This window comes from Mycobacterium sp. 1164966.3 (assembly GCF_001665395.1).
Classification (GTDB): domain Bacteria; phylum Actinomycetota; class Actinomycetes; order Mycobacteriales; family Mycobacteriaceae; genus Mycobacterium.
On record NZ_LZSG01000019.1, the window covers coordinates 81986 to 105828 of the forward strand.

The window sequence follows — 23843 nt, forward strand, 5'->3', positions numbered from 1 at the left end:
GGCCGGAATCCAGTGCCAGACGAGGCGCGATGCCGCAGCGGGGCGGCCCGGCGTGGACGCCGCGAATGTGTGGTTCGTCGCCCGCTGCCGGATTTGTGAAGAGAGACACAAGCGGTCTCTTCGATTCGGTGTGTCGTACGGCAAGCTGCCAGGCTTGGAAAAACTGGAGGTGTTGGAATCTCATGCGCGCGCATCAAGCTACTGAGTCGCGCCGGGCAGCATCCACGGTGGAGAGGCTGCTGACCTGGCTCGGCGGGGGGCACTGGGGCGAACTCGGTGAGCGTTACGAGCGGTCCACGCATGCCGTGGCCGGTGCCATCGTGCTGTGCGGGGCCCTGCTGGCCTGCCTCGTCGCCGGCCTGGCGGTCGGTCAGTCGGCCCGCTGGCCGGTATGGGCGATTACCGGGCTGGCCCTGGTGTTCGGCCTGCTGGTCGGTGCGGTGACCCGCGGCATCGCCGGCGGCCCCGGGCGCGGCGTTCCGGGCGCATTGGGACGCGGGGCGGTCGCGGTTGCCGTCGGTGTCATCGTGGGTGAGCTGGCCTCACTCGTCATGTTCTCCGGCTCGATCGACCGCCGTCTCGACGAGCAAGCCGCGCTGAGCGCCGACTCCACGCCGGCCGTGGCGCAGGCAACGGCGAGCCTGGCTCGCACCCGCGATGCGCGGACTGCGCTCGACGGCGGCGTCGAGCGGGCCCGCGGCCAGCTGGACAACGCCCTGGTGGTAGCGCGTTGCGAATATCACCCCACACCGGGCTGCCCACAGACCCGGATCACTGGAGTTCCCGGCGCCGGACCCGAAACCCGAACGGCAAACGAACTTCTGGATGATGCGCGACGGGACTTGGACAACGCCACCGCCACGCGTGACCGCGAAGCCCCGCGGCTGGACGCCCTGGTCGCTCGGGGCGAGCAGGCCCTGGCCGAGGCGCGGCACAGCGCGATCGCCGACAGCGGTCGCGGACTCGGTGACCGTTGGGTCGCACTGAACGATCTGACACTCGCCAGCGTGGGCGTGTTACTGCTGCGGCTGCTGACGCTGGCAATTTTCGCGCTGCTGTACCTGCTGCCGCTGTTTCTTCGGCGGTGGCGCGGTGAGACGACTCATGATCGCCAGTCAACGGCGCGCGCGGACCGCGAACGTGCCGAGCTGGAGGCCGATACCGCCATCGCCATCAAGCGTGCCGAAGTTCGCCGCGAGGCCGAAATCATGTGGGCCGAGCACCAACTAACCCAAGCCCGCCTCGCCATCGAGGCCCAGCTGGAGATCGACCGCGAGCAGCAACGCCGTCGAGTGGTCGAAGCGCTCGAAGGTCCCGAGCGACCGGTCCGGGCTTTTCCTGGTGTGACGGCGCAGCGTACTTTCGAACCAGTGGAGGAAGACATGTATCTGCCGATTGCCGCCGAAGCCGAGGCCGCCAGTCGCGCTGCTGCTCAATTGCCCGCTGCCGCAACGGATACCGAATCGGACACACCGAAGAACCTGCCGGCACCGGCCGAATCGGGTGGCGCGGTCGAACCGCGGCAAGAGCGCGCCGGGGGAACGCCACTGATCCCGTCGATCCCAGACGCGACCAGAGCCGCGGCTCGCTGGATTCGCCCGTTGGTGCCGCCCTTCGTCGCTCGGGCAATCGACAACACGACTCAGCCGCTGCGCACCGCGCGCCAGGTGTTCGAAGAGGTCGAGGAGATTGCATTTTCGCTCAAGCGGACCCGCAAAGTCACGGTGAACTCCGAAACTTCCGACTCGGGCAGTTCGCCGGCGGGCGCGCAGCCCCAGCCCGCTGCTGCCGACAACCCGGCTGGGACCCAACACATCCCGTCGTGGCGTGACCAGGCAGACTCCTGGGACGCCGGTAGCTCCGAGAACTACGCGCAACTTCCCGCCGACGACGGGCACCCATCGCTGAGCCGGGCATCGGCGGGCGGTCGGCAGGGCCCGTCGCTCGAGTCGGCAGAACGCGACCGCCGGCGCGAGTTGATCGAGCGCGAAGGGCCGCGTCAACTGCGGTCACCCGACGGGCCGCGACAGCTTCCGCCCGCCGAATAGCACCGGGCGGTGATAGTTCCCGGCTGGCGTCGGAGAACGAAACCACTTGCACCGCTGTCTCATCCGGTGCGCTAGGCGAGCGCCAGTTCAAGTTTCTCGAGACGGCGCACCAGGATGCTGGGTAGCCATCGTCCGACATCGGCCACCTCGATCGCCGACGTGCGTTCGAGTAGCATTCGCAAGACAATCTGGGCCTCCAGGCGGGCCAGGGCGGCACCGACGCAAAAGTGCGCGCCCTTCCCAAAGCTGATGTGGCCCTTGGTTTCAGAGCGGTCCAGGCGAAACTCGCCGGGGGCCTCGAAGTGGGCTGGATCGCGGTTGGCGGCACCCCACAGCAGTAACAGATGCGAGTCGGCGGGTAACTCCACCCCGGCCAGCATGGTGTGATTTCGCACGTGCCGGTAGTGGCCCCGGAACGGTGCCTCGTAGCGCAGCGTCTCCTCGATGAACGATCCGAGCAATTCCGGACTTTCGCGCACCTGCTGCTGGATGTCGGGACGGTGCGCCAGCATCCACGCCGCGCTGCCCAGCAGCGAAGCAGTCGATTCGCCGCCGGCGGCGAACAACGTCACCATCATCACCTGAGCGGTCATCATGTCCAGCTCACCCGCCGCACAAGCGGTGGCCAGCTCACAGAGCAGGTCGTCCTGAGGGCCGCCCTTTGCATGAGGCGCCGCGGCGAAGCGCTCGGCGATGTAACCGCTGAGTTCGAGCACGGCGCTGCGTGCGGCGGCAAGCTGATCCTCGTCGACCAGCCCCTCGAGCAGCTGGGTGGCCGCGTACCCCCACTTCACCAATTGAGCGACGTCGGTGTCGGGCACGCCGATCAATTGGGCCACCACCATCATGGGCAGGCGGTTGGCCACGGCGCCCATCCACTCGATGCGGCCGCAACGCATGCCGTCGGTCAACAGCCGATCGGCGGCCTGCGAGGCGAAGTCCTCCAGCGCCCGGATCCGCCGAGCCGCCAGGTGGCGTATCAACAGCTTTCGGTGCATCGCGTGCGCGGGATCGTCGGCGGTGGCCAATACGTGGGTGGGGCCGCCGAGTGGGTCCATCTCGAACGGCTTGACGGTGCCGTCCCGCGTGCACGTCATCGTCGCGGTCAGGTTGGACGAGAAGTCCTCCGGACGGCTGACGGCTTCGACGACGGCATCCCAACCGCACACCGCATAGAAGTGCGAGTCGCCGATGCGATGCACCGGCCCCGCGGCCCGCATCCGCTCGTAGAGCGGGTAGGGGTTTTGCAGAGCTTCAGCAGCGAACAAAGTCTGCTCGACGACGGTCATTTGCCCAGGCTGATCGCAGGATCGGCACACGTCAACGCCATTGCGAGAAGTTGAAAACCGGCACCAACGGGGCGCCTGACCAGTGATCTCACCACACGGCCCCGACCAGCGGCTCCGCTGAGAATAAGTGCCGCTGTTGTCTCAGCGTGAGAAAATAGACCCGCTACTTCGCTGAAGGGCAGGTGAGCGGTGCCGAGTGACGATTGGCTGGTCGGGGGCGATCGGCGGGCAATGGCAACCGAACGCATCCATGCGGCGGCGACCGACCTGATCACGCAGCAGGGTCTGGACGCCTTCGACATCGAGACGCTGGCCGCGCGCGTCCACTGCTCCCGCGCGACCGTCTATCGATACGCCGGCGGAAAAGCCGAGATTCGCGACGCGGTACTGGCGCGGGCCGCCAATCGCATCGTCGACGCCGTCCGCGCGGACGTCGAGGACTTGACCGGGCCGGAACGCGTCGTCACCGCGATCATCGCGGCACTCAACAGGATTCGCTCCGACCCACTGGGTCAGTTGATGGTCGGCTCGATCCGCGCCACCGACGAAATCTCGTGGCTCACCTCTTCGTCGCTGCTGGCCGGCTTCGCCACCGATCTGGCCGGACTCACTGACGGCGACCCGCAGGCCGCGCAATGGTTGGTGCGCGTGGTGCTCTCACTGATGTACCTGCCCGCCGAGAACGACGACGCCGAACGCCAACTGGTGCAGCGCTTCGTCGCGCCCGCCTTCACTTGAATCTGGCGCTCAGGAAGTGACGCCCGCGGTACTTCCCCACTACCGCGGCCGTCGTTCAGCAGGTCGCAACGGCCTTCCGCGCGAACAGCTGGCCCCACTCGTGGCGGGCCGCGGACTGCGCTTCGCTGAAGCTGGGTGTCGTCTCGCCTTCACCCGCCAGATGGACCAGCGCCCACGCCATCGCGAATACCGGCACCTTGTGACGTACTGCGGCGCTGTGCAATTCGTCGAACGCGGTCTCTGACGGGCAGCGTCTCAAGCCAATGAGAATGCCCCGCGCGGTGTCCAGAATGCGGCCCGAGTTGTGGCCACACGACATCTGGGCCGGAACCCAGTTAGCGATCATGAAGTGGATACCTCCTGTTGAGCCCTATCGATGTCGGCAAATTCGCGACCACGATCCCCGATAGCGCACTGTGCAATGATTTGCGTTTTAAACGCGTAGTGCCAGACCAACGCCTGAATCGATATGTGCTTGTGACAGTGCTGATATCGACGGGGGCCTCAATTACGCGCCGGTGTGAGGGCAAGTGCCAGAGCGTCTTTGGCAGGCAGTGGATGCCTTGATCCCGTCAGGACCACCGTGGTATGCCAAATCAGGCTCCTCGCACCAACTCCCGCATTACCGCCTCGGCGACCGTCACTGCGTGGCTTACCGTTTCGTAGACCAGGTTCTCCGGTGTGTCCGACATCAGGTGATAGTTCGACAGCTCCTTGTGGCGGTCGATCGACGAAAAGCATGCGGTGGGAAATCTCGCCCGGCTCATCAGCACCGCGTCGGTGCTGTTGCGCGAACGCATGCCCCTGCGCAGCGGCGCATCGGCACGCTGCGCGAACGCATGCCCCTGCGCAGCGGCGCATCGGCACGCTCGGCCGCGCGAACCACCAGGTCGCGGAACGGACTGTAGTAGTAGTCCTCCATTACCGTGGTGCCCTCGCCCTCGAGCATGATCAGCTCCGGCGAGCCGACGGTGTCGAAATTCAGGAAGTAGGTCCGGCCGCGGTCGAGTGCGGGCGCATGGCGCGCCAAGAACCCGTAGATACCGCCCTGCAATATCTCCTCGGCACCAAGCGAAACCAGCAGAGCGCGTACGCCTTTCACAGGTCGCTCACGGAGTCGTTCCGCGAGCGCGACGATCAGCGCGACGGCAGACAGATTGTCGTTGGCTCCAGGGACGACGGGGCTGCGAGCGATGTCGGCGAACACCGCGGCCGCCGCCGCGCTCATCGCGGTACCCGCGATCATCATCCTGCGGCTGCCGCGCAAGGCGCCGACGCCGGCGAGGGCGGGCGCGAGGATCGGCGGCCACCAGTTGGGCAACGACGTGTTCATGCGTTCGGCGATGCCGGGAAATCTCTCGACCAAGAATTGTTGAGGACCTTGGTTGAAGAACTTGCCGGTGCGTGCCGCGTCGTGGTGGGCGCACACGACGACGGTGTGTTCGCCGCCGGGGTCACCCGCTTCGGCCACGACGTTCCACGTCGTTCTGGCCTGCTGTGCGTTCTTGCGGGCCACCCGCGGACCGTTGGAACAGTCGTCGGCGATCGCGAGCCCCGCACCCACGCCCGCCAGCGCTGCCGGTACCCGTAAGCGCCGGCTGATCAGGCCCGCAAGACCGGCCGCCGCCCCGATTGCCGCCAGCTTCACGTGCAATCGGGGGTAGCCGTCGAAGAACTGCTCTTCCTCGATCCGGACGTTTCGCGCGCCCGCCGTGCGCAGGCGCTCGACGATCCACTCCGCCGCCTGCCGCTCGCCCGGCTCACCAGCAGCGCGTTCGATCGGCGCCAGCGTCTCGACCACCTCACGCATCGTGGCGAGCTCGGTCGGCAGCGCGGGGACCCGACCAGACAGAGCCATAGCAGCTCCTCTCAGTACTTTGTGAGCCAATTTCAGCACCGCAGAGCCTGCAAGCGCACACAATCTTCTCAGCAGGAGCCGATGGGCAGATGGCCCGCCACGAGGCACAGCCACCCGAGCCGCCATTCCTTGCTATTTTAGATATTCTAGTTACTGTAGGGGATACAGTAGCCCGGCTACGGCCGCGCTGCGCCAAGGAAAGTCATCAGCGCGGCAGTATTTCGTGGGAGAGATGCGATGGAGCCGACCGTTGATCTGAGCCCAATCCCGATGCGGCGCACCGGCGGCACGGTAATGCGTAATCCGGAAATGCATTGGGCCGCAACGGCTGCCGTCGATACGATCACTGGGATATAAGGGCGGGTTTCGGCGATGGGCAGGGTGACAGGCAAGGTTGCGGTGATCAGCGGGGCCGCGCGCGGTCAGGGCCGTTCGCACGCGCGGATGCTCGCCGCGGAGGGTGCCGACATCATCGCGGTGGATCTGTGTGAAGACATCGAAACGAACGAGTACCCCCTGGCCCGGCCGGAAGACCTCGAGGAAACCGCGCGACTGGTCGAGAAGGAGGGCCAGCGCACGGTCAGCGCGATCGCCGATGTCCGCGACCGCCCCGCCCTGTCCAAGGCGATCGACGACGGCGTCGCCGAGCTGGGACATCTCGACATTGTCATCGCCAACGCAGGCATATGTCCATTGACCGCCGGCCTGCCGCCCAAGGCGTTCGCGGACGCCGTGGACGTCGACCTGGTCGGGGTGCTCAACCTGGTGCACGCCAGCCTCAGGCATCTGCAGGCCGGCGCGTCGATCATCGTGATCGGATCGAACGCCGCATTCATGTCGTCGATGAACACCAGCGGCATCGACGGCGGTCCCGGCGGGGCCGGCTACGCTTTCGCGAAACTGGCTGCGGCACATTACGTCAACGACTTCGCACGGGCGCTGGCACCGTTCTCCATCCGGATGAACGCGGTGCACCCGACCAACGTCAACACCGACATGCTGCACAGCGCGCCGATGTACCGGGCGTTCCGGCCCGACTTGAAGAACCCCACCCGCGAGGATGCCGAGCCGATCTTCCCGCTCGTGCAGTCGATGCCCATCCCCTACGTCGAACCAGAGGACATCAGCGAGGCGGTGCTGTTTCTGGCCTCGGACGCGGCCCGCTACATCACCGGGCAGCAGTTACGCGTCGACGGCGGAGGCTTCCTCAAGGTCAAACCCTGGTCGGGCGGGTGACTTCGGTGAAATCAATCCGACTGCACCGCAACAAAACCGGAGGAGCACAGTGAGCCAGGAGCCGCCCGCGGTTCAGCGTCGGCTCTACGCGCTGATGGCGCTGATGAAAGCGGCCGACGACCGGCTGTCCAAGGGCATCGGCACCGGCGAGTTCATGTGCGTCTACTGGCCGTCGCGCGGACAGGAGGCAATCGCCGCTGCGATGGCTGTCGCTCTTCGCCCCGACGACCAGCTGGTGACGACCTACCGCGGCCTGCATGACCTGATCGGAAAGGGTGTCCCGCTCGAGGAGATCTACGGCGAGATGATGGGCCGAACCGTCGGCGCGAGCCGAGGCAAGGGTGGCACCATGCACATCGCCAACCCGGAAAAGGGTGTGATGCTCTCGACCGGAATCGTCGGCGCGGGCCCACCGGTGGCTGTGGGGCTGGCGATGGCCGGCAAACGTAAAGGCCTGGACCGGGTCACGGTGGTCAGTTTCGGCGACGGCGCTACGAATACCGGATCGTTCCATGAGGCGGCTAATATGGCCGCGCTCTGGGATCTACCCCTGGTCCTGGTGTGCCAGAACAATCTGTACGCCGAGATGACGCCGACCTCGGACACGATGAAGCTCGAGCACGTCGCCGACCGTGCCGCCGGCTACGGCATGCCGGGCGTACGCGTCGACGGCAACGACCCGTTGGCCGTGAAATCGGTACTCGACCAAGCGCTGCAGCGGGCACGCGCCGGTGACGGACCGACCTTCATCGAGTGCGTGACATTTCGCTTCCGTGGCCACTACTTCGGTGACCGGATGCCCTACATCCCCAAGGATCAGCTGGCCGCGGCGATGGAGGCCGACCCGGTGCCGCGGTTCCGCCGTCACCTTGCGGATGCCGGCATCTGCACGGAAGACGAGCTCAGCCGGATCGACGACGATGCGCTGCAGACGGTGGACACAGCGTTGAACACCGTGATGAGCGCGGACCCCGCCGCCGCCGACGAACTCGAGCGCGACGTGTACGCGACGCCGATCGGGTTCCCGGTCTGAGGAGCGACGGATGAATAAGAAAGAGGGAGTGGACGAAAAAGAGATGACCATGCGCGAGGCGCTGAACCTGGCGCTGGATCAGGCATTGCAGGCCGACGACCGAGTGTTTCTGCTCGGCGAGGACATCGCCGACCCGGGAGCGTCCGGCCCGACGGCGGGGCTGTCCACCAAGTACGGTCACGACCGGGTCCTGGACACGCCCATCTCGGAGGCCGCGATCGTCGGTGCGGCAATCGGTGCCGCCATCGACGGGATGCTGCCGGTGGCCGAGATCATGATCATGGATTTCATCGGCATCGCCGCCGATCAGCTGATCAACAATGCCGCCAAACTGCGGTTCATGACCGGCGGGCGCACCACTGCGCCGATCACCGTCCGCACCCAGGTGTATGCCGGCCTGGCCACCGGTGCGACCCATTCGCAAAGCCTGGAGGCGTGGTTCATGCACGTTCCGGGGATGAAGGTGATCGTGCCGTCCACTCCGCGTGACGGCAAAGGCCTACTGACCTCCGCGATCTTCGACGAGGACCCGTGCCTGTTCGTCGAGACGATCCGGTTGCAGGGCAAGAAGGGGCCGGTGCCGGCCGACCCGGGATTCGCAATCCCGTTGGGTCAGGCCGACATCAAGCGAGCGGGTACCGATCTGACCGTCATCAGCTACGGGCGCAGCGTGCACGACGCGCTGGCCGCCGCGGCCACCCTGCAGGAGCAGGGCGTGAGCGTCGAGGTCGTCGACCTGCGCACCCTGGTACCCCTGGACGTGGAGACGGTCGTCGAATCCGCTCGTCGCACCCGCCGAGTCGTGATCGTGCACGACGCGGTCCAATTCGGCGGCCCGGGAGCCGAAATCGCGGCCATCCTGCAGTCCGAACTGTTCGGCGAGTTGGCCGCGCCCGTCGAACGCGTCGGCGCCCGTTTCGTTCCCAACCCTGCGGCGGCGGCGCTGGAGGCCCAGGTATACCCCTCGCCGGCACGGATCGTGGCGGCCGCGCAGCGCACGCTGCAGAGGGCGGGAGCCCATGGCTGACTTCATCATTCGCATCCCCCGGGTGTCGGTGGCAGTCTCGGAAGCCGAGCTCACCGACCTTCTCGTCGAGGCCGGCGAACATGTCGAAGCGGGCACTCCCATCTACGTGATCGCCACCGAGAAAGTGGAGCAGGAAATCGAAGCGGGCGCCTCCGGCACGGTGCAATGGACCGGTCAGATCGGAAGCACCTACGACATCGGCGCCCAGATCGGCGTCATCAGTTCCTAACGAAAGGATCAGGCGAGCAATGGATCTCAATGAGACCCGGGAGAGAATCATCTACCAGAAGGAAGGTCCGATCGCAAAGGTCACCCTCAACTGGCCGGAGAAGGCCAATGCCCAGGACCAGAAGCTGGCCGAAGAAGTCGACGCCGCACTGCTGGATGCGGACCGCGATTATGACATCAAGGTGCTGATCGTGAAGGCCAACGGCAAGGGCTTCTGCTCGGGACACGCGATCGGCAACAACGCGGTCGACTACCCGTCCTTCGTCGAAGGTGCGAAAGTCATGGGCTCGCCGTGGAAACCACAGACCGACCTGTTCGTCAAGCCCATCCTGAACCTCTGGGAGTTCTCCAAGCCGACCATCGCGCAGGTGCACGGCTACTGCGTCGGCGGTGGCACCCACTACGGGCTCACCACTGACATCGTCATCGCCTCCGAGGACGCCTACTTCTCCTACCCGCCGCTGCAGGGCTTCGGCATGCCGTCGGGCGAATGTTCCATCGAGCCATGGGTTTTCATGAACTGGCGGCGCGCGGCCTATTACCTCTACCTCGCCGAGGTCATCGACGCCAAGCGGGCGCTGGAGATCGGTCTGGTCAACGAGGTCGTCCCGCGCGACGAGCTGGACTCGCGGGTCGATGCCATCGCCCGCCACATCGCGCAGGCCCCGATGACGACGCTGCTCGCGACCAAGGCCAACCTCAAGCGGGCCTGGGAGCTGATGGGCATGCGGGTGCACTGGCAAAGCTCCAACGACCTGGTCGCGCTCGCCTCGATCAGCAAGGACGTGCAGGAGCTGATCCAGACCGTGTTCAAGGACAAGGTGCTGCCGTCCGAACAAGCGCGCCGCCAAGCGGCCGCTGCCGCATCGGCCGACGGCGCGGCGACTACCTGAGTTTTTCGGGGTTCAGCAGGTGGACATCGCCGAGCACGCGAGCAGCGCCGGGCAGCGGCCGGCCATCGTCGTCGCCGACGGTGCGACGACCTCGTACGGCGAACTGTACGCCCGCAGCCGCCGCGTCGCCGCGGTGTTGCACGACGCGGGACTACGCCGCGGCGACGGGGTGGCGCTGGTCTTGCCGAACCGGGCGGAGTTCCTCGAAATCACCTGGGGCTGCCAGCTTTCCGGGCTTTACTACACCGCCGTCAACACCCACTTCACACCCGAGGAGGTCGCCTACGTCATCGACGACTCCGACGCGCGGGCGGTGCTGGTCGACGGGTCGATGGGAGAGTTCGCGGCGCACATCCGCAGCGTCAACACCGGCGTCAAGGTCCATCTGGTCGTCGGCCCCGAATTGCCGGGCTGGCGACGCTATGAGGACGCGCTGGCCACGGCGGGGGATGCGCCGCCGCTGTCGGACGGCTCGGAGATGCTCTATTCGTCGGGCACCACCGGACGGCCCAAGGCCGTGCGACGGCCGCTGCCGACCGACGGGAACGGCTCCTGGGCGCAGGCCGTGCTCGAGATGGCGCTGACCCACAAGTACGGGATGAGCCCGTCGAGCGTGTACCTCTCCCCCGCGCCGCTGTACCACGCCGCCGGGGTGAACTACACCATGGCGGTCAACCGCGTCGGCGCCGCGTCGATCATCATGCAAAAATTCGACGCCGAGAGCGTGCTGCGGCTGATCGAAACCCACCGCGTCACGCACGCCCAGTTCGTGCCGACGATGTTCGTGCGGATGCTCAAGCTGCCCAAAGCTGTCCGGCAAAGCTATGACGTTTCGAGCTTGCGGTGCGTGATCCACGCCGCCGCGCCCTGCCCGGTGGATGTCAAACGGCGGATGATGGAGTGGTTCGGGCCGATCATTCACGAATACTACGGTGGCACAGAGGGATTCGCCGGCACCACCATCGGTCCCGATGAATGGCTGGCGCATCCGGGTTCGGTGGGCATACCGATGTCTCCGGTGCACGTCGTCGGCGACGACGGGCAGGAACTCCCCGTCGGTCAGTCCGGCGAGCTGTATTTCGAGGGCGGCCCGAGTTTCGAGTACTTCAAGGATCCCGCCAAGACCGCGTCGGTGTACAACGAGCGAGGTTGGCGGACACTGGGAGACATGGGTTTCGTCGACGAGGACGGATACCTCTACCTCACCGATCGCTCGACGTTCATGATCGTCTCCGGTGGGGTGAACATCTATCCTCAGGAGGCGGAAAACCTTCTGATCATCCACCCGAAACTCGTCGACGCAGCGGTCTTCGGCGTCCCGAACGACGAGTTCGGCGAGGAGGTCAAGGCCGTCGTGCAGCCGGTCGACGGGACCCTTGCCGGGCCCGACCTGGAGGCCGAGCTCATCGCGTACTGCCGAAAGCACCTCGCCGGGTACAAGTGCCCGCGCACAATCGAATTCGACCCGGAGCTGCCCCGCGACCCCAACGGAAAGCTTTACAAGAGGCGTATGCGTGAACGTTACTGGGAAGGGCGGGCGTCACGAATCTTATGAACGAGGGAAAGCCATGGATGTGAACTGGGCGCCGCTTCCGGTGCCATGGGCCGTGCAGACGCCCGATCGTATCCCCAAGCAGCGCTACTACGACCCGGAGTTCTACGCGCTGGAAAACGAGATGTTCTGGCCGCGCGTGTGGCAGATGGCGTGCCGGCTGGAAGAGATCCCCAAGCCCGGCGACTTCGTGGAGTACGAGATCCTGGACGACTCGATCATCGTGGTCCGCGTCGACGCCGGAACCGTTCGCGCCTATCACAACGCCTGCCGCCATCGCGGGGTAAAGCTGGTGGAAGGCAATGGATCTCGGCGCACGTTCGTCTGTCCTTTTCACGGGTGGTGTTGGGGTGTCGACGGACGCAACACTTTCGTCGCGCGCCCCGACGTGTTCGCCGAGGAGAACCTGTGCCCCGACGATCTTCAGCTGGTCTCGGTGCGGTGCGAGCTGTGGGGTGGATGCGCGTGGATCAACTTCGACGACCACGCGCCCGCACTGCGCGAATGCCAGGAGCCGTTCGCGTCGATCTATGACGCGTGGCAGGTGGAATCGTTGCGGGTCGAGTGGTGGCAGTCGTGCCGCCTCCCGGTGAACTGGAAGCTGGCGACGGCGGCGTTCATGGAGGGCTACCACGTGCCCCAGACGCATCCCCAGCTGCTCCCGTCCGCTCAGACGGGCGGGCCGTCTGCCGCGGTGCACCCCGTTGTCCAGAGCAGCCTGTATTTCATGCGCACCCTCGGCGACGGCATGGCCGGGATGACCCACCAGAACGACGTGCGAATCGCCGAGGGCCTGCAGAACATTGACCTGCCAGCGGATCCGGCCGAAGCGCTGGGCGCCTGGCGCAGCGCCCTCAACGATGCCGTCGTCAGCTGGCACCGGGCCCGGGGCAGCACCATGCCCGATCTCAACGACCTGGTTCGACGCGGGATCACCGACGCGATCGGGTTCTGCTTCCCGCATCACTTCATCCTGCCCACCTACAGCAGCGCCTCGTCGTACCGGATACGGCCGCTGGGGCCCGAGGAGACGCTGTTCGAGATCTGGTCCCTCACCCGGCTGCCCTCCGACGTTTCGGCTGGGAAGCCCACACCACCAGAACCCATGCCGCCAGATGACCCGCGCTGGCCACCGATCCCCGCCCAGGACTTCTCCAACCTACCCCGACAGCAAAAAGGTCTGCACTCCAAAGGATTTGAGTACATGCGGCTGTCCAACCAGATCGAGGGACTGATCTCGAACTTCGAACGCGTCGTCGACGGCTTCCTCGCCGGCCTGCCCTACGACGCGTTGGTACCCGCAATCCAGAAGACCAACACCACCATCGATGTGCCGGTGGCGGACCTGGGATTCAGCGCTCCCGTCGCTTCGGAGGCACGATGACCAACTGGGATCACTCCGTCGACCTCCTGATCGCGGGCAGCGGCGGGGGCGGGATGGTGGCGGCACTCGTGGCGCTCGACTCCGGGATCGAGCCGCTGGTGATCGAGAAGCTGGAACTCATCGGCGGGGCGACGGGGATGTCGGGCGGCATGGTGTGGTTGCCGAACAACCCCTTGATGGTTGCCGAGGGAATACCCGATTCGCATCAAGACGGTATGGCGTACTTCGACGACGTTGTCGGCGACATCGGTCAGGCGTCGTCGGTCGCTCGCCGCGAGATGTTTCTGACCGCCGGCTACCAGATGATCGAGTTGCTCCTGCAAAAGGGTGTTCGCCTTGTTCGATGCCCCGGCTACTGCGACTACTATCCGAACCACAAGGGCGGCAACGCAGCCGGACGTTCGGTCGAGGGCATACCTTACGATGCGTCGGCATTGGGGAGCTGGGGCGACAGGCTCCAGACTATGGACAAGAACTGGAATCGCGGATTCGTGGTGATGACCAACGAGCTGCGGTCGGTGCAGTACTTCAACCGCTCGCCACGCGCGTTCGCCGTAGCGCTGAGGGTGTTTACTCGCACCTGGTCCGCCCGGCTGCGGCGCCGCAGGATGCTGACCAACGGCGCGTCAATCATCGGTCAGATGCTCAAGGTGCTGATCGACCTCAGCGCGGGTGATCCGCCAGTGTGGACCAACACTGCGATGGACGACCTGATCGTCGAGCAAGGTCGGGTCGTCGGCGCCCGCGTCACTCGCGGCGGCTCGTCACTGAATGTGGAAGCGCGCAAAGGTGTGCTGCTCGCCGCGGGTGGGTTCAGTCGCAACGCGGAAATGCGCCGCCGCTTCAGCGGCGATCAGCCGAACGAGGCAAAGTGGTCTCTCTCGAATACGGGCGACACCGGCGAAGTGCTACAGACGGCGATGCAGCTGGGCGCGAAGACCGACTTGCTCGATGAAGCCTGGTGGCTGCCATCAGTTTTCGTCGCTGACCCCCGCGCCCGCGCAATCGGCCAAGCGCGGCAGCGGCCCGGGGCCATCTACGTCGACCGCACCGGCAGGCGCTTCTGCAATGAGTCGAACTCCTATGTCGAAGTCGGCAAGGCAATGTACGCCAACAACGCCGTGCCGTGCTGGCAGATCTTCGATGAAGGTTATGTACGACGGTACGTCTCATCTGCGAATCCGCTGCAGACGCGCCGGCTGCCGGAAGAGGTGATCGAGTCGGGAGCCGTCCTGCGCGGTGACACCCTTGCTGACCTCGCACGCCAGATAGATGTCCCCGCAGAAGCATTGGAGCAGACGGTCGTGCGCTTCAATGAGTTCGCGGCCAAGGGGCTAGACCCGGACTTCGGGCGCGGTCAGTCGGCGTACAACGTATGTCTCGGCGATCCCGGTTACAAACCTAACGCCGCACTTGGGCCGCTCGACCGTGCGCCGTTCTACGCCGCCCGGGTGTTCCCGGCCGACGTCGGTACCTGCGGCGGGGTACTCACCAACGAGCACGCGCAGGTCCTCGACCAAGACGAACGCGTGATTGAGGGGTTATACGCGACGGGCAACATCACCGCTACGGTTATGGGCCGCAACTATCTCGGAGCGGGCGGTAGCATCGCGAACACCATGGTGTTCGGCTACGTCGCCGCCAGCCACGCCGCCGGTTAGCTTGCGCGAGCAGGTGGCGCGAGCAGACGCAAAATCCCGCGACACGCCGGGGTTGTGGGGGATTTTACGTTCCCCCGCAAGCGGGAGGTGCCCCCAGCTCGCCCTCGATAAACTCGCGCGGTTTCATCCCGGACTGCATGAGCTCGGCCCGCCGCGCCTGAACGTCGGACGCCGCACCGACCATGTTGGTCAAGATGTGGCTGACCTGCAGGTGCACCCGCATGCCCATCAACTCCCACGCGCGCTTGACGTTGTTCTTCACCGCCATCAGCGTCGTCAGCGGGATCTGCGCAATTTTGCGGGCCATCTCCTCGACGACATTCTCGAGTTCGTCGCGCGGCACCACCCTGTTGAGCAGACCCCACTCGAGGGCTTCCTGGGCCGAGAGCGTCGGGGCGAGCAACAGCCAGTCCATGGTGCGGTGCCAGTTCATCAGCAGCCACGGCTCGATCATGGTGTGCCCGCCGGGTTCTCCGAGGCTTTGGGCAAGCGGCATCTGGAAGTACGCGTCATCGGACGCCACACAGAAGTCGGTCAGCAGACCGAGGTAGATTCCGCCACCCATGCAGTAGCCGTGGATCTGCGAGATCGTCGGCTTGGGAAACTCCCACAGGTACAGCGTCGGCCAGAGAAACAAATCTGCGGTGCCCTTGTACAGGTCCTCGAAGGTGTTTCCGAAGTCTGGGTAGGGGTTTTCGTCGGGGCTCCAACGCGCCACGTGCCCGCCGCAGAAGCCCTTGCCGTTGGCCTTGAGGATAACGACTTTGATCTCCTTGTCGCGGTCGGCCTCGTGTAGGCAATCGTCGACTTCGGTGACCAGGACCGCATCCTTGGTGTTCGCCTTGTCGACTCGGTTCAGGATGATCCGCGCAATCGGCGGTTCGCGCTCATAGATGACCGCTTCGAGCACACGCCGCTCCATGCCGGGTGACATTACCGGATATAACGGTGCCATCGAACGACTCGAGAGTTTCGTGTGATTCCGCTTGAGCCGCCGTCGATCTTGTCGACGCGGACGGCCGACCGCGTCGCCACCGCAGAAGTTCGCAGGATATTCGCAACGCCGGGTGGTTGCGCGATGTCCACGCTTGCGGTGAGCTGACTTGGAGGCACTGAAACAGTTTCCGACGAATGGGGCTCGGCATGCCGGGCAGCACAGCTGGAATTGGTGGCCCGGCTGAAGTCGTCCTATCCGGAGCTTCCTGATGCTCCCACCCCCGATCTTCTGGACCACGAGCGCATTGCCGCCTACCTCAAGACGCCGCATGACGTCGGCGGTGAGCCGGATGTTCCCCTCAGATTCGAGAACAAGCAGTACGAGAAGTGGGAAGAGAACACCTACGTTTTGTGCGAGGTTCTCGGCTGGCGCGGGATCTGGTTGTCGGAGGAACGACGCCGGATGGGCAACGTCGACCTCGGCCGCACCATCTACCTGGGACTGCCCTACTACGGGCGATGGCTGCTGGCCGTCGCCCGCATTCTGGTCGAGAAGCATCACATCGGTCTGAGCGAGTTGGCCGAACGCATGGCCGAGGTCAAGGCGCGGTACCCGGAAGGCCTGCAGGGAAAGTCATTGGCGGCCAAGCCGAAGTTCGAAGGTGACCCGTCGAGTGTCGAACGCAATAGTCACCACATGCACGCGGTCGGCAAGGGCGACCCCCAAGTGTTCGCCGGACAGGCCGGCGACCCGAAGTTTCGCGTCGGCGACCACGTCGTGGTAAGGGACCTTCCGGTCTTGCTGTATACCCGCACTCAGGAGTACTTGCGTGGTGCCAGAGGCGAAATCGCTGTCGTCTCCTACGAAAGCCCGGCAGCTGAGGACGAGACGTGGGACAGCCCGGACATGAAGCCGGAGTGGTTTTACATTGTTCGCTTCAACCTCTCCGAGCTGTGGGATGGCTACACCGGACCTGGCAACGACACGTTGCAGACCGAGATCCCGGAGCGATGGCTGGAAAGGGCCTCAGCATGACCGATCACGATCACGATCGAACCGCTGCACCGATGGTCGACGAGACAACCGATTCGAAGTCCTCGAGATCGCCCTGCGCGAACTGTGCATCGAGAAGGGCATATTCACCGCGGAGGATCATCGGCGCTTCACCGAATTCGCCGAACAGATCGGCCCGACGCCCGCCGCCCGCATGGTGGCCCGGGCCTGGCTCGATCCGGAGTACAAGCAGCTCGCCCTCACCGATGCGCTCGCCGCAAGCAACGAAGTCGGCGTGGACTGGCTGCAGCCCACGGGGTTTGGGACTCCCAGCGACTTCACGGCCTTTCGTGTCCTCGAAGACACGCCCACGCTGCACCATGTCATCGTGTGCACCTTGTGTTCCTGCTACCCGCGGCCGATACTGGGCAATTCGCCTGAGTGGTACCGGACACCGAACTTCCGGCGCCGTATCGTGCGCTGGCCACGCCAGGTGCTCGCGGAGTTCGGGCTGTACTTGCCCGAAGAGGTCGAGATCCGGGTGGAGGACTCCAATCAGAAGCACCGGTTCATGGTGATGCCCATACGCCCGGCCGGCACCGACGGCTGGTCCGAGGACCAGCTGGTGCAGATCATCACTCGTGATTGCCTGATCGGCGTCGCACTGCCGAAGGTCGGCGTGACCACGAAAGTGATCACCGAGACCCGGCCGGCCATCCATCCGGTGGAACAGTGATGGCGAATACTCGTTCGGTCAACGGCACCGCACCCACGTCGCTGGCGAAAATCATTGAACGCAACCAGGTCTGGCGCCGGATGGCAGCAAAGTACGGCGTCGACAACCCCGTACCGCCATGGAAGACCAGTCTCGACGGTATCTGCGACGCGCTCGACCAAAGCGCCTGTGGCTCAGAGGTGCTCAACTTTGTAGAGCGCCGTGACGAAGAGGACGCGCTCTCGGCAACCGTCTATTCCACGCTGCCCTATCCCGAGAATCGGCTGGTCGCGCTGGCGCACTCGTTGGTGGCGCGCGGCATTATCGACGAGGCCGAGCTCGAGGAGCGTATGGCAGCAGTGCGGGCGAGGCTGGAATCCTGAGCGTCAGGATCGGGCCAGCAGCCACGCATAACCGTCGCTCTCACCGGACACGACCGGGACGAGCTCGGCGAAAGCGGTGGAAAGCTCGCCGGGTTCCGCCCGGAACGGACCTGGGGCAGAGCCAATTTCACTGAGCACCACGATTGCCAGCAGCCCGCCCGCAGCCAGGCGTTCGATGATGGCCCGCTCGAGGTGGCGGTCCCGAAACTTGTGGCAGAAGACGACGTCGACTTGCGGACCATCCGGCAGGCCGTCGTCGAGGTCCCATGTCTCGAAGCGGCAGCGATCGCCAACCCCGGTGCGCCGGGCCAGATCTCGCGCCTGGTCAACGGCCACCGCGGAGATGTCCACCCCCAACATCGTCAGTCCGCGGCGCGCCAGCCAGACCGAGCCGAGTCCCTGACCGCAGGCGATGTCGAGACCCTGGCCGGACGTCGGGAACATATCGGCATAGGCGGCGAAGACGGCCGGCGGACCAACCGCATCCACGGGTGCCGGTCCGCGGCTCGCGTGCTTCTCGTCCCAGCGGCGGCGGTCCTCGTCGGTCACACGCCTCAGCCTAAGGCTGCAGGACCCGTTCGCCGGAGTCCTGCGATGGACGCGGGTCGCCCCATCGTTGGCTCAGCACCCGCATCGGGTCCGCGTAGCCGTCGGGCATCCCGCGATATGGCGAGTGCCGTCTCAGATACCAGCGCAGTGCGGGCGCCAGCAGGCGCAGTACCACCCGTCGCCAGCCGACCTTCGCCCGCAACTCGGCGTTCATGCCGGGAAGCGAATGATGCTGGAAAGCAAGAACATTCTGCGAACGTTCGGTGTCCATCCAATCGGTGGCATACCAGGAACGGTCGTCGTCGGGATCGCCGGGCCGTCCCGGCGGCAAGCCGCCCGCCAGCCCCATCGCGGCCGCAGACTCGGCGCCGATGACGGCCTGGGTGATGCGGTGGGTTTCATCGCCGCCGATCAGGAAGACCTCCCGAACCTCGTCGGTCACCGTCGCCGCGCAAAGCGCGGCAGCGACATCACGCACGTCGACGCTCTGAATACGCCCGTCGGACGGCAAGACCGCTTCGAAAAAGATCAGCTCGCGGTCGATCGTCCAGCGCGGTTCGGCGCTGAGCACCGCGCCGAGCCGGAGTATCACCCACTCCAAATCCGAAGTTGTCACGAGGCGTTCGGCCAGGGCCTTGTGTTCGCCGTAGAGCTCGGTGGGTCGCACCGGTGTCGACGACGTCAACAGCTCATCGGTGCGGTAGGGATTGCGCGCCCCGTACACCGCGATGCTGGAAGCGTGCACGAAGCGCGGCGGGGACGGCAGCGCCGAGGCGGCCTTGACCAACTCCGCGGTGGCATCGACGTTCACCGACCGCGCGAGCTCGCCACGGGCATAGCAGAACGGCGGAATGACGGCCGCCAAATGGATGATCGCCGACGGCGCAACCGCTTCCAGCAAGGTCGTGACATCGGTGGGTGACGTCAGATCGGCCCAGCGCACCTCGACACCTGGACGTGCGGTGAGCGCTTGTGCGCGTTTGCGGTTCGCGGGAATGTCCAGGTCGGTCGCCACCACGCGACGGCCCTGGCCGGCCAGCGCGGCAACCACCGCAGAGCCGACGAGGCCGAATGCCCCGGTGACGAGTACACGATCGGTGGTCACTGCGGTCCTCCATAACGGAATAGTCGACACACGCCATTTCTGGACAACTGTCTGGATTTAATGATCGAGGGTAGCCGGTTGTCGGCGGTCGGGCAAGTGTGGTCCAGGCAGCAAAGGTCGCTCCTAGACTGGAAAACACGCGCGAAGTCGCATTTCTCGATGAATTTGTCCCGCGCTGTCGACCGTTTTCTATACTGGACGGGTGTCTAGAGATTCCGCTCCTCCGGTGGCCTCCGTCAGCCGTGACTCGGGCGCAGTTCGCCGGTCGGACCGTCGGCCGGGGCAGACGATCCGCAAGGTTCTCGATGCCGGGCTGGAGGAGCTGCGCGAATCCTCCTACGCCAACCTGACTATGCGGGCGGTAGCGGCCCGTGCCGGCGTATCGCCGGCCAGCGCGTACACCTACTTTTCGTCCAAGAGCGCGCTGGTCGCCGCGGTCTACTTGCGTTTCCTGCGTGATCTTCCGATGCACACCGACGTGAACGACACGACGAAGACCCGGGTGAGTGCCACCATGCGGGACATGGCGGTGGTGGTCGCCGACGAGCCGGAGCTGATCACGGCGTGCGGTGCGGCGTTGATGGCCGACGACCCCGCGGTCAAGCCCTTGCGGGAACAGATTGCAGAAGAGGTCTCCAGGCGGATCGGCGCAGCCCTGGGCCCGGGATGGTCGCGTGCGGTGAAGTCCACGCTGCAGATGACGTTTGCCGGCGCCCTCATGACGGCCCGGTTCGTCAGTTACGACGAGATCGCCGGGCAGTTGGACGAGGCGGTCAACCTGATTCTCGGCGCGTCAGTCGCCTGACAGAGCTCGCCAGTGCTCCGCTTCACGGACGAGCTGGACTCGGGAAGCGATGCCGAGCTTGGTGTAGATGTGCGATAGGTGAGCTTGCACGGTGCGGGGCGACACGAAAAGCCGCGTCGCAATCTCCTTGTTGGCCAGCCCTTCACAGGTCAGTCGGGCGACATCGCGTTCAGCCGGTGTGAGCGATTCCCAGCCAGTCGCGGGCCGTTTGCGTTCGCCGCGGCCGCGCTGCGCATAGGCAATCGCCTCCTCGAGCGACAGCGCCGCGCCTTCCGCCCACGCAGTGTCAAAACCCGCTGGATCCATGGCATTTCGTAACTCTGTCACTGCAAGTTGGTAGGCGGCTTCGTGAATCTTGAAGCGCACCACTCCCATACGCTCACGAAGCCCCGCTGCCGCGCCGAACAGCCGGGTTGCCTCGGGATGGTTGCCGTTGCGAGCGGCCACGCCGGCAAGGCATTCAAGAATGTCCGGGACGTGAAGATACAGCCCCTTGCCGGCTGCGAGGTCCAGCGCCTCGTGGGCGTCACGTTCACCGTCCGCGGGCGAACCTTCTGCAATCGCTATGCGGGCGCGAACTGCCAGCGTCGCCGCCCGATGCCAGCCCTTTGCCACCGCGACGGCTGTGTCAGCCATCTCACGCGCCTCGGCGAGATCACCGCGCGCCAAGGCGACTTCGATGGAGTTGAAGGCACGCTGTACATCGGACAGTTGGTGCTGGAAGGTGCGCAAGCCCTGCCATGCTGCCTCGCCGGCATGGTGCGCGGCATCGATATCCCCTGCGGCCAGGCAGGCTTGGGACAACTGCGCATAGCCCATCCCAAGGAAGTACTCCCCTAGGTCGGCGGAGCATTTCAGCGCCGCTTCGGCGACGGCGACTGACTCCTCCACTTCACCGTGATGCGCAAGCGATATTCCCAACCCCATCATGAAGATCGGTTTGAAGACCTCGTCGTGAGCCTCCTCGCAGTCGGTTACTAACGCAGTGAACTCGGAAATGGCTCCGGCTAAGTTGCCCTGCACGAGAAGCGCCCACCCGATTCCCAGGCGAGACTGGCGCGAATTCGCCCGGTCTCCAATCGCGTCGGCGATATCGCGTCCTTCCTGACCTGCCCTGCCCGCAGCTGATGGATCACCAGCGCTTAACTGGCTGTTGGCTTCCCAGGCAAGGATCTGGCTCAACCGCCATAGGTCGTCGGTAGCCCGAGCCAACGCGGCCGCCTCCGCGTAATACGCTGCCGCTGCCGCATCTTGATACTGGGTTCCCGCGATGAAGCCGCAGGCAGACAATGTCCGCGCAAGCAGTGCCGGGTCGTCAAGTTCGCGGGCAATCTCCAGCGCACGTTGGGCGCGGCTCATGCGATCGCCGACAAAGGCATTCAATATGGACGCGTCGCAAAGAGCACGCGCGTACACCGCTGGTGCGACCTCGACGGGCTGGTCGAAGTCGCCCAATATGGTGCGGAACCAGGCGAAGCCCTCCAAGATGCGGCCCCTGGTCAGCCAGACCGGCTGTAACGACGACGCCAGCGCCAAAGCCCGCTCTGTGTCGCGATTTTCCAGGTCCCAGCCGAGTGAATTCCGCAGGTTGTCCATTTCGGTTTCGACCTGCTCGAGCCGTTGCTGATAGTCGGTGCGGGCGGGCGCATCAAGTAAGGCCGCAATCGACGTGTAGTGATCGCAATGCCGCGACCGCACCGCATCGGCTTCCCCGGACTCGCCGAGTTTCTCCAGCGCGTATTGCCGCACCGTCTCGAGCAGCCGATATCGCGTGTGACCGCTCGTCTCGTCGGCGACCACCAGCGATTTGTCGACAAGCAGAGTCAGCTGATCGAGCACCTGATACGGTTCGATGTCATCTCCGCCGCACACGAATTGTGCTGCAGTCAAATCAAATCCGCCATAGAACACCGATAAACGTCGGAACAGGATGCGTTCGGTCTCGGTCAGCAGCGCATGCGACCAGTCCACCGAAGCACGCAGCGTCTGTTGGCGACGGACCGCGGTACGCGAGCCCCCGGTCAGCAATCGGAAACGGTCATGCAGGCTGTCGACGATCTCGGTCAGCGACAACGCCCGCACCCGCGCGGCCGCCAGCTCAATGGCCAATGGCATGCCGTCCAAACGGCGGCAGATCTCCGCGACCGCGGTCGAATTGTCCTCAGTGACGGCGAAGTCGGGCCGGGCCAGCCGCGCACGTTCGGCGAATAGCTCGACGGCCTCGTCGGCCAGCGACAGGGAGGGCACCTGCCAGGTCACTTCGCCGGTGATGTTGACCGGTTCCCGGCTGGTGGCCAACACGGTTACGCGGGGAGCCGCGCCCAGCAGCTCGACGAGCAACGCGGCGCTGGCGTCCAGCAGATGCTCGCAGTTGTCCAACACGATCAACATGTGGCGATCGCGAACAAATCGAATCAAAGTGTCCATCGTCGAACGGCCGGGTTGGTCGGGCAGGCCCAATGCGCGGGCCACAGTCACCGGCACCACCTCGCCGGCGGTGATCGGCGCCAGGTCCACGTACCAAACCCCGTCGCTGAACAGGTCACCCATCGCATCGGCCACCTGCACGGCCAGTCGAGTCTTGCCGACTCCCCCGGCCCCGGTCAACGTGACCAGCCGATTGGCCGCCAAAGCGCCTCGCACGCTAGTGATTTCGGCTCCACGCCCGACGAAGCTGGTGAGCTGAGCCGGAAGATTATGTGCCGCAACGCTGCTCGCGGTGCGCAGCGGCGGAAAGTCATTGCGCAAGTCCGGATGGCACAGTTGCACCACGCGCTGTGGCCGGGCCAGATCACGCAGCGGGTGAGCACCCAGATCGGTCAGCCAGGCGTCTTCGGGCAACGATTCGGCGACTAGATCGTCCGTCGTACCGGAAAGGACTGTCTGGCCACCATGGGCCAGGTCACGCAGGCGCGCCGTGCGATTGATCGTCGGGCCGACATAGTTGCCCTCGTCCCTAAGCCGCACGTCGCCGGTGTGGATCCCGATGCGCAACCGGATCGGGGCCAGCGGTGCCCGCTGCAAATCCAGCGCGCAGGCCACCGCGTCGCTCGCCCGGCCGAACGCGATCACAAAGCTGTCGCCCTCACCCTGTTCGACCGGACGCACGCCGTCATGGGCAGCGACCGCCTCGCACAGTGCCTGGTCCAGGCGCGCCACCGCGGCTGCCATCACCTCGGGCTGGGTTTCCCACAGCCGAGTGGATCCCTCGACGTCGGCCAGCAGCAACGTCACGGTTCCAGTTGGTAGCCCATTCACACCGACGTCACTCCACTCAGTTGTGCTCATGCTAGCCAGCATGCGGTGACGTGTGCGGCAGAACATTAGCCAAATGGCTTAATAGTTTGCTGCGGGCTATGCCTACGTGAGCGTTCTCGAGCGTCGCGCGAATCGGCACGTTGGCCGATGA

21 protein-coding genes and 1 pseudogene are annotated in these 23843 nt (G+C 65.3%); 14 read left to right on the top strand and 8 right to left on the bottom strand.

Annotated features, from left to right (window positions below):
- The first annotated feature begins 182 nt into the window (after positions 1–182).
- Positions 183–2048 carry a DUF4407 domain-containing protein gene (locus A9W99_RS06715; protein WP_067375079.1) on the top strand — a complete coding sequence of 622 codons (1866 nt, stop codon included), beginning with the start codon at positions 183–185 and terminating at the stop codon, positions 2046–2048.
- Between the two features lie 71 nt (positions 2049–2119).
- On the opposite strand, the gene A9W99_RS06720 is transcribed toward A9W99_RS06715, so the two are convergent.
- Entirely contained in the window at positions 2120–3337 is a 1218-nt protein-coding gene (locus tag A9W99_RS06720; protein ID WP_067375082.1) for a cytochrome P450, read from the bottom strand.
- A 189-nt stretch (positions 3338–3526) separates the two neighbouring features.
- On the opposite strand from A9W99_RS06720, the gene A9W99_RS06725 reads away from it, so the two are divergent.
- Positions 3527–4075 carry a TetR/AcrR family transcriptional regulator gene (locus A9W99_RS06725; RefSeq protein WP_067375084.1) on the top strand — a complete coding sequence of 183 codons (549 nt, stop codon included), beginning with the start codon at positions 3527–3529 and terminating at the stop codon, positions 4073–4075.
- Between the two features lie 55 nt (positions 4076–4130).
- Here A9W99_RS06725 and A9W99_RS06730 read toward each other — a convergent pair whose 3' ends face one another.
- The 3 genes from A9W99_RS06730 to A9W99_RS06735 all read right to left on the bottom strand — a co-directional run bounded on the left by A9W99_RS06730 (position 4131) and on the right by A9W99_RS06735 (position 5933).
- A complete protein-coding gene (locus A9W99_RS06730) occupies positions 4131–4421 on the bottom strand; it encodes an ANTAR domain-containing protein (RefSeq protein WP_067375086.1) in 291 nt (96 codons plus the stop codon).
- Between the two features lie 250 nt (positions 4422–4671).
- Positions 4672–4842, bottom strand: a complete 171-nt coding sequence (locus A9W99_RS27125) for a hypothetical protein (RefSeq protein WP_253869642.1) — start codon at positions 4840–4842, stop codon at positions 4672–4674.
- Complete coding sequence (locus tag A9W99_RS06735; protein ID WP_253869644.1) at positions 4842–5933, bottom strand: M28 family peptidase; 1092 nt, start codon at positions 5931–5933, stop codon at positions 4842–4844. Before A9W99_RS06735 ends, A9W99_RS27125 begins: the two co-directional genes overlap by 1 nt.
- 372 nt (positions 5934–6305) lie before the next feature.
- Between A9W99_RS06735 and A9W99_RS06740 the strand changes: the two genes are divergently transcribed.
- The 8 genes from A9W99_RS06740 to A9W99_RS06775 all read left to right on the top strand — a co-directional run bounded on the left by A9W99_RS06740 (position 6306) and on the right by A9W99_RS06775 (position 14947).
- Positions 6306–7169, top strand: coding sequence for a mycofactocin-coupled SDR family oxidoreductase (locus tag A9W99_RS06740; protein WP_067375088.1), 864 nt, complete (start codon positions 6306–6308; stop codon positions 7167–7169).
- 94 nt (positions 7170–7263) lie between these two features.
- On the top strand, positions 7264–8202 hold the full coding sequence (locus A9W99_RS06745) for a thiamine pyrophosphate-dependent dehydrogenase E1 component subunit alpha (RefSeq protein ID WP_082929871.1): 939 nt from the start codon (positions 7264–7266) through the stop codon (positions 8200–8202).
- A 28-nt stretch (positions 8203–8230) separates the two neighbouring features.
- Positions 8231–9229, top strand: a complete 999-nt coding sequence (locus A9W99_RS06750) for an alpha-ketoacid dehydrogenase subunit beta (protein WP_067375148.1) — start codon at positions 8231–8233, stop codon at positions 9227–9229.
- A complete protein-coding gene (locus A9W99_RS06755) occupies positions 9222–9458 on the top strand; it encodes a lipoyl domain-containing protein (protein ID WP_067375093.1) in 237 nt (78 codons plus the stop codon). The genes A9W99_RS06750 and A9W99_RS06755 overlap by 8 nt, the downstream gene beginning before the upstream one ends.
- A gap of 19 nt (positions 9459–9477) precedes the next feature.
- Positions 9478–10350, top strand: coding sequence for an enoyl-CoA hydratase-related protein (locus tag A9W99_RS06760; RefSeq protein ID WP_067375095.1), 873 nt, complete (start codon positions 9478–9480; stop codon positions 10348–10350).
- Positions 10351–10369: 19 nt separating this feature from the next.
- Positions 10370–11905: an acyl-CoA synthetase gene (locus tag A9W99_RS06765; protein WP_067375097.1), complete on the top strand. Its 1536-nt coding sequence runs from the start codon at positions 10370–10372 to the stop codon at positions 11903–11905.
- A gap of 13 nt (positions 11906–11918) precedes the next feature.
- On the top strand, positions 11919–13286 hold the full coding sequence (locus A9W99_RS06770; RefSeq protein WP_067375099.1) for a Rieske 2Fe-2S domain-containing protein: 1368 nt from the start codon (positions 11919–11921) through the stop codon (positions 13284–13286).
- Positions 13283–14947, top strand: a complete 1665-nt coding sequence (locus A9W99_RS06775; RefSeq protein WP_067375101.1) for an FAD-binding protein — start codon at positions 13283–13285, stop codon at positions 14945–14947. The genes A9W99_RS06770 and A9W99_RS06775 overlap by 4 nt, the downstream gene beginning before the upstream one ends.
- A gap of 64 nt (positions 14948–15011) precedes the next feature.
- Here the strand turns inward: A9W99_RS06775 and A9W99_RS06780 are convergent, their stop codons facing one another.
- On the bottom strand, positions 15012–15869 hold the full coding sequence (locus A9W99_RS06780; protein ID WP_067375104.1) for an enoyl-CoA hydratase-related protein: 858 nt from the start codon (positions 15867–15869) through the stop codon (positions 15012–15014).
- Between the two features lie 237 nt (positions 15870–16106).
- Between A9W99_RS06780 and A9W99_RS06785 the strand changes: the two genes are divergently transcribed.
- From A9W99_RS06785 to A9W99_RS06795, 3 genes and pseudogenes are all read left to right on the top strand, one after another.
- Positions 16107–16919, top strand: coding sequence for an SH3-like domain-containing protein (locus A9W99_RS06785; RefSeq protein WP_067375106.1), 813 nt, complete (start codon positions 16107–16109; stop codon positions 16917–16919).
- Positions 16895–17613 (top strand): annotated as a pseudogene (gene scnC / locus A9W99_RS06790) (thiocyanate hydrolase subunit gamma). Before A9W99_RS06785 ends, scnC begins: the two are co-directional and overlap by 25 nt.
- Positions 17613–17975: an SH3-like domain-containing protein gene (locus tag A9W99_RS06795; protein WP_067375150.1), complete on the top strand. Its 363-nt coding sequence runs from the start codon at positions 17613–17615 to the stop codon at positions 17973–17975. Before scnC ends, A9W99_RS06795 begins: the two are co-directional and overlap by 1 nt.
- Before the next feature lie 3 nt (positions 17976–17978).
- On the opposite strand, the gene A9W99_RS06800 is transcribed toward A9W99_RS06795, so the two are convergent.
- Both A9W99_RS06800 and A9W99_RS06805 read right to left on the bottom strand, forming a co-directional pair.
- Positions 17979–18524 carry a bifunctional 2-polyprenyl-6-hydroxyphenol methylase/3-demethylubiquinol 3-O-methyltransferase UbiG gene (locus A9W99_RS06800; protein ID WP_067375109.1) on the bottom strand — a complete coding sequence of 182 codons (546 nt, stop codon included), beginning with the start codon at positions 18522–18524 and terminating at the stop codon, positions 17979–17981.
- Between the two features lie 10 nt (positions 18525–18534).
- On the bottom strand, positions 18535–19629 hold the full coding sequence (locus A9W99_RS06805) for an NAD(P)-dependent oxidoreductase (RefSeq protein ID WP_067375111.1): 1095 nt from the start codon (positions 19627–19629) through the stop codon (positions 18535–18537).
- A 202-nt stretch (positions 19630–19831) separates the two neighbouring features.
- On the opposite strand from A9W99_RS06805, the gene A9W99_RS06810 reads away from it, so the two are divergent.
- Positions 19832–20434, top strand: coding sequence for a TetR/AcrR family transcriptional regulator (locus A9W99_RS06810; protein WP_067375113.1), 603 nt, complete (start codon positions 19832–19834; stop codon positions 20432–20434).
- Here A9W99_RS06810 and A9W99_RS06815 read toward each other — a convergent pair.
- Positions 20423–23722, bottom strand: coding sequence for a LuxR family transcriptional regulator (locus A9W99_RS06815; protein WP_067375152.1), 3300 nt, complete (start codon positions 23720–23722; stop codon positions 20423–20425). The two genes, A9W99_RS06810 and A9W99_RS06815, sit on opposite strands and share 12 nt — an antisense overlap.
- Positions 23723–23843: the final 121 nt, after the last annotated feature.

What these genes read in the sequence shown, in the direction of transcription:
- A9W99_RS06715 (WP_067375079.1), top strand. Translation starts at nt 183, where the DNA reads ATGCGCGCGCATCAAGCTACTGAGTCGCGCCGGGCAGCATCCACGGTG.
- A9W99_RS06720 (WP_067375082.1), bottom strand. Translation starts at nt 3,337, where the DNA reads ATGACCGTCGTCGAGCAGACTTTGTTCGCTGCTGAAGCTCTGCAAAAC.
- A9W99_RS06730 (WP_067375086.1), bottom strand. Translation starts at nt 4,421, where the DNA reads ATGATCGCTAACTGGGTTCCGGCCCAGATGTCGTGTGGCCACAACTCG.
- A9W99_RS27125 (WP_253869642.1), bottom strand. Translation starts at nt 4,842, where the DNA reads ATGAGCCGGGCGAGATTTCCCACCGCATGCTTTTCGTCGATCGACCGC.
- A9W99_RS06735 (WP_253869644.1), bottom strand. Translation starts at nt 5,933, where the DNA reads ATGGCTCTGTCTGGTCGGGTCCCCGCGCTGCCGACCGAGCTCGCCACG.
- A9W99_RS06740 (WP_067375088.1), top strand. Translation starts at nt 6,306, where the DNA reads ATGGGCAGGGTGACAGGCAAGGTTGCGGTGATCAGCGGGGCCGCGCGC.
- A9W99_RS06745 (WP_082929871.1), top strand. Translation starts at nt 7,264, where the DNA reads ATGGCGCTGATGAAAGCGGCCGACGACCGGCTGTCCAAGGGCATCGGC.
- A9W99_RS06755 (WP_067375093.1), top strand. Translation starts at nt 9,222, where the DNA reads ATGGCTGACTTCATCATTCGCATCCCCCGGGTGTCGGTGGCAGTCTCG.
- A9W99_RS06760 (WP_067375095.1), top strand. Translation starts at nt 9,478, where the DNA reads ATGGATCTCAATGAGACCCGGGAGAGAATCATCTACCAGAAGGAAGGT.
- A9W99_RS06770 (WP_067375099.1), top strand. Translation starts at nt 11,919, where the DNA reads ATGGATGTGAACTGGGCGCCGCTTCCGGTGCCATGGGCCGTGCAGACG.
- A9W99_RS06775 (WP_067375101.1), top strand. Translation starts at nt 13,283, where the DNA reads ATGACCAACTGGGATCACTCCGTCGACCTCCTGATCGCGGGCAGCGGC.
- A9W99_RS06780 (WP_067375104.1), bottom strand. Translation starts at nt 15,869, where the DNA reads ATGGAGCGGCGTGTGCTCGAAGCGGTCATCTATGAGCGCGAACCGCCG.
- A9W99_RS06795 (WP_067375150.1), top strand. Translation starts at nt 17,613, where the DNA reads ATGGCGAATACTCGTTCGGTCAACGGCACCGCACCCACGTCGCTGGCG.
- A9W99_RS06815 (WP_067375152.1), bottom strand. Translation starts at nt 23,722, where the DNA reads ATGAGCACAACTGAGTGGAGTGACGTCGGTGTGAATGGGCTACCAACT.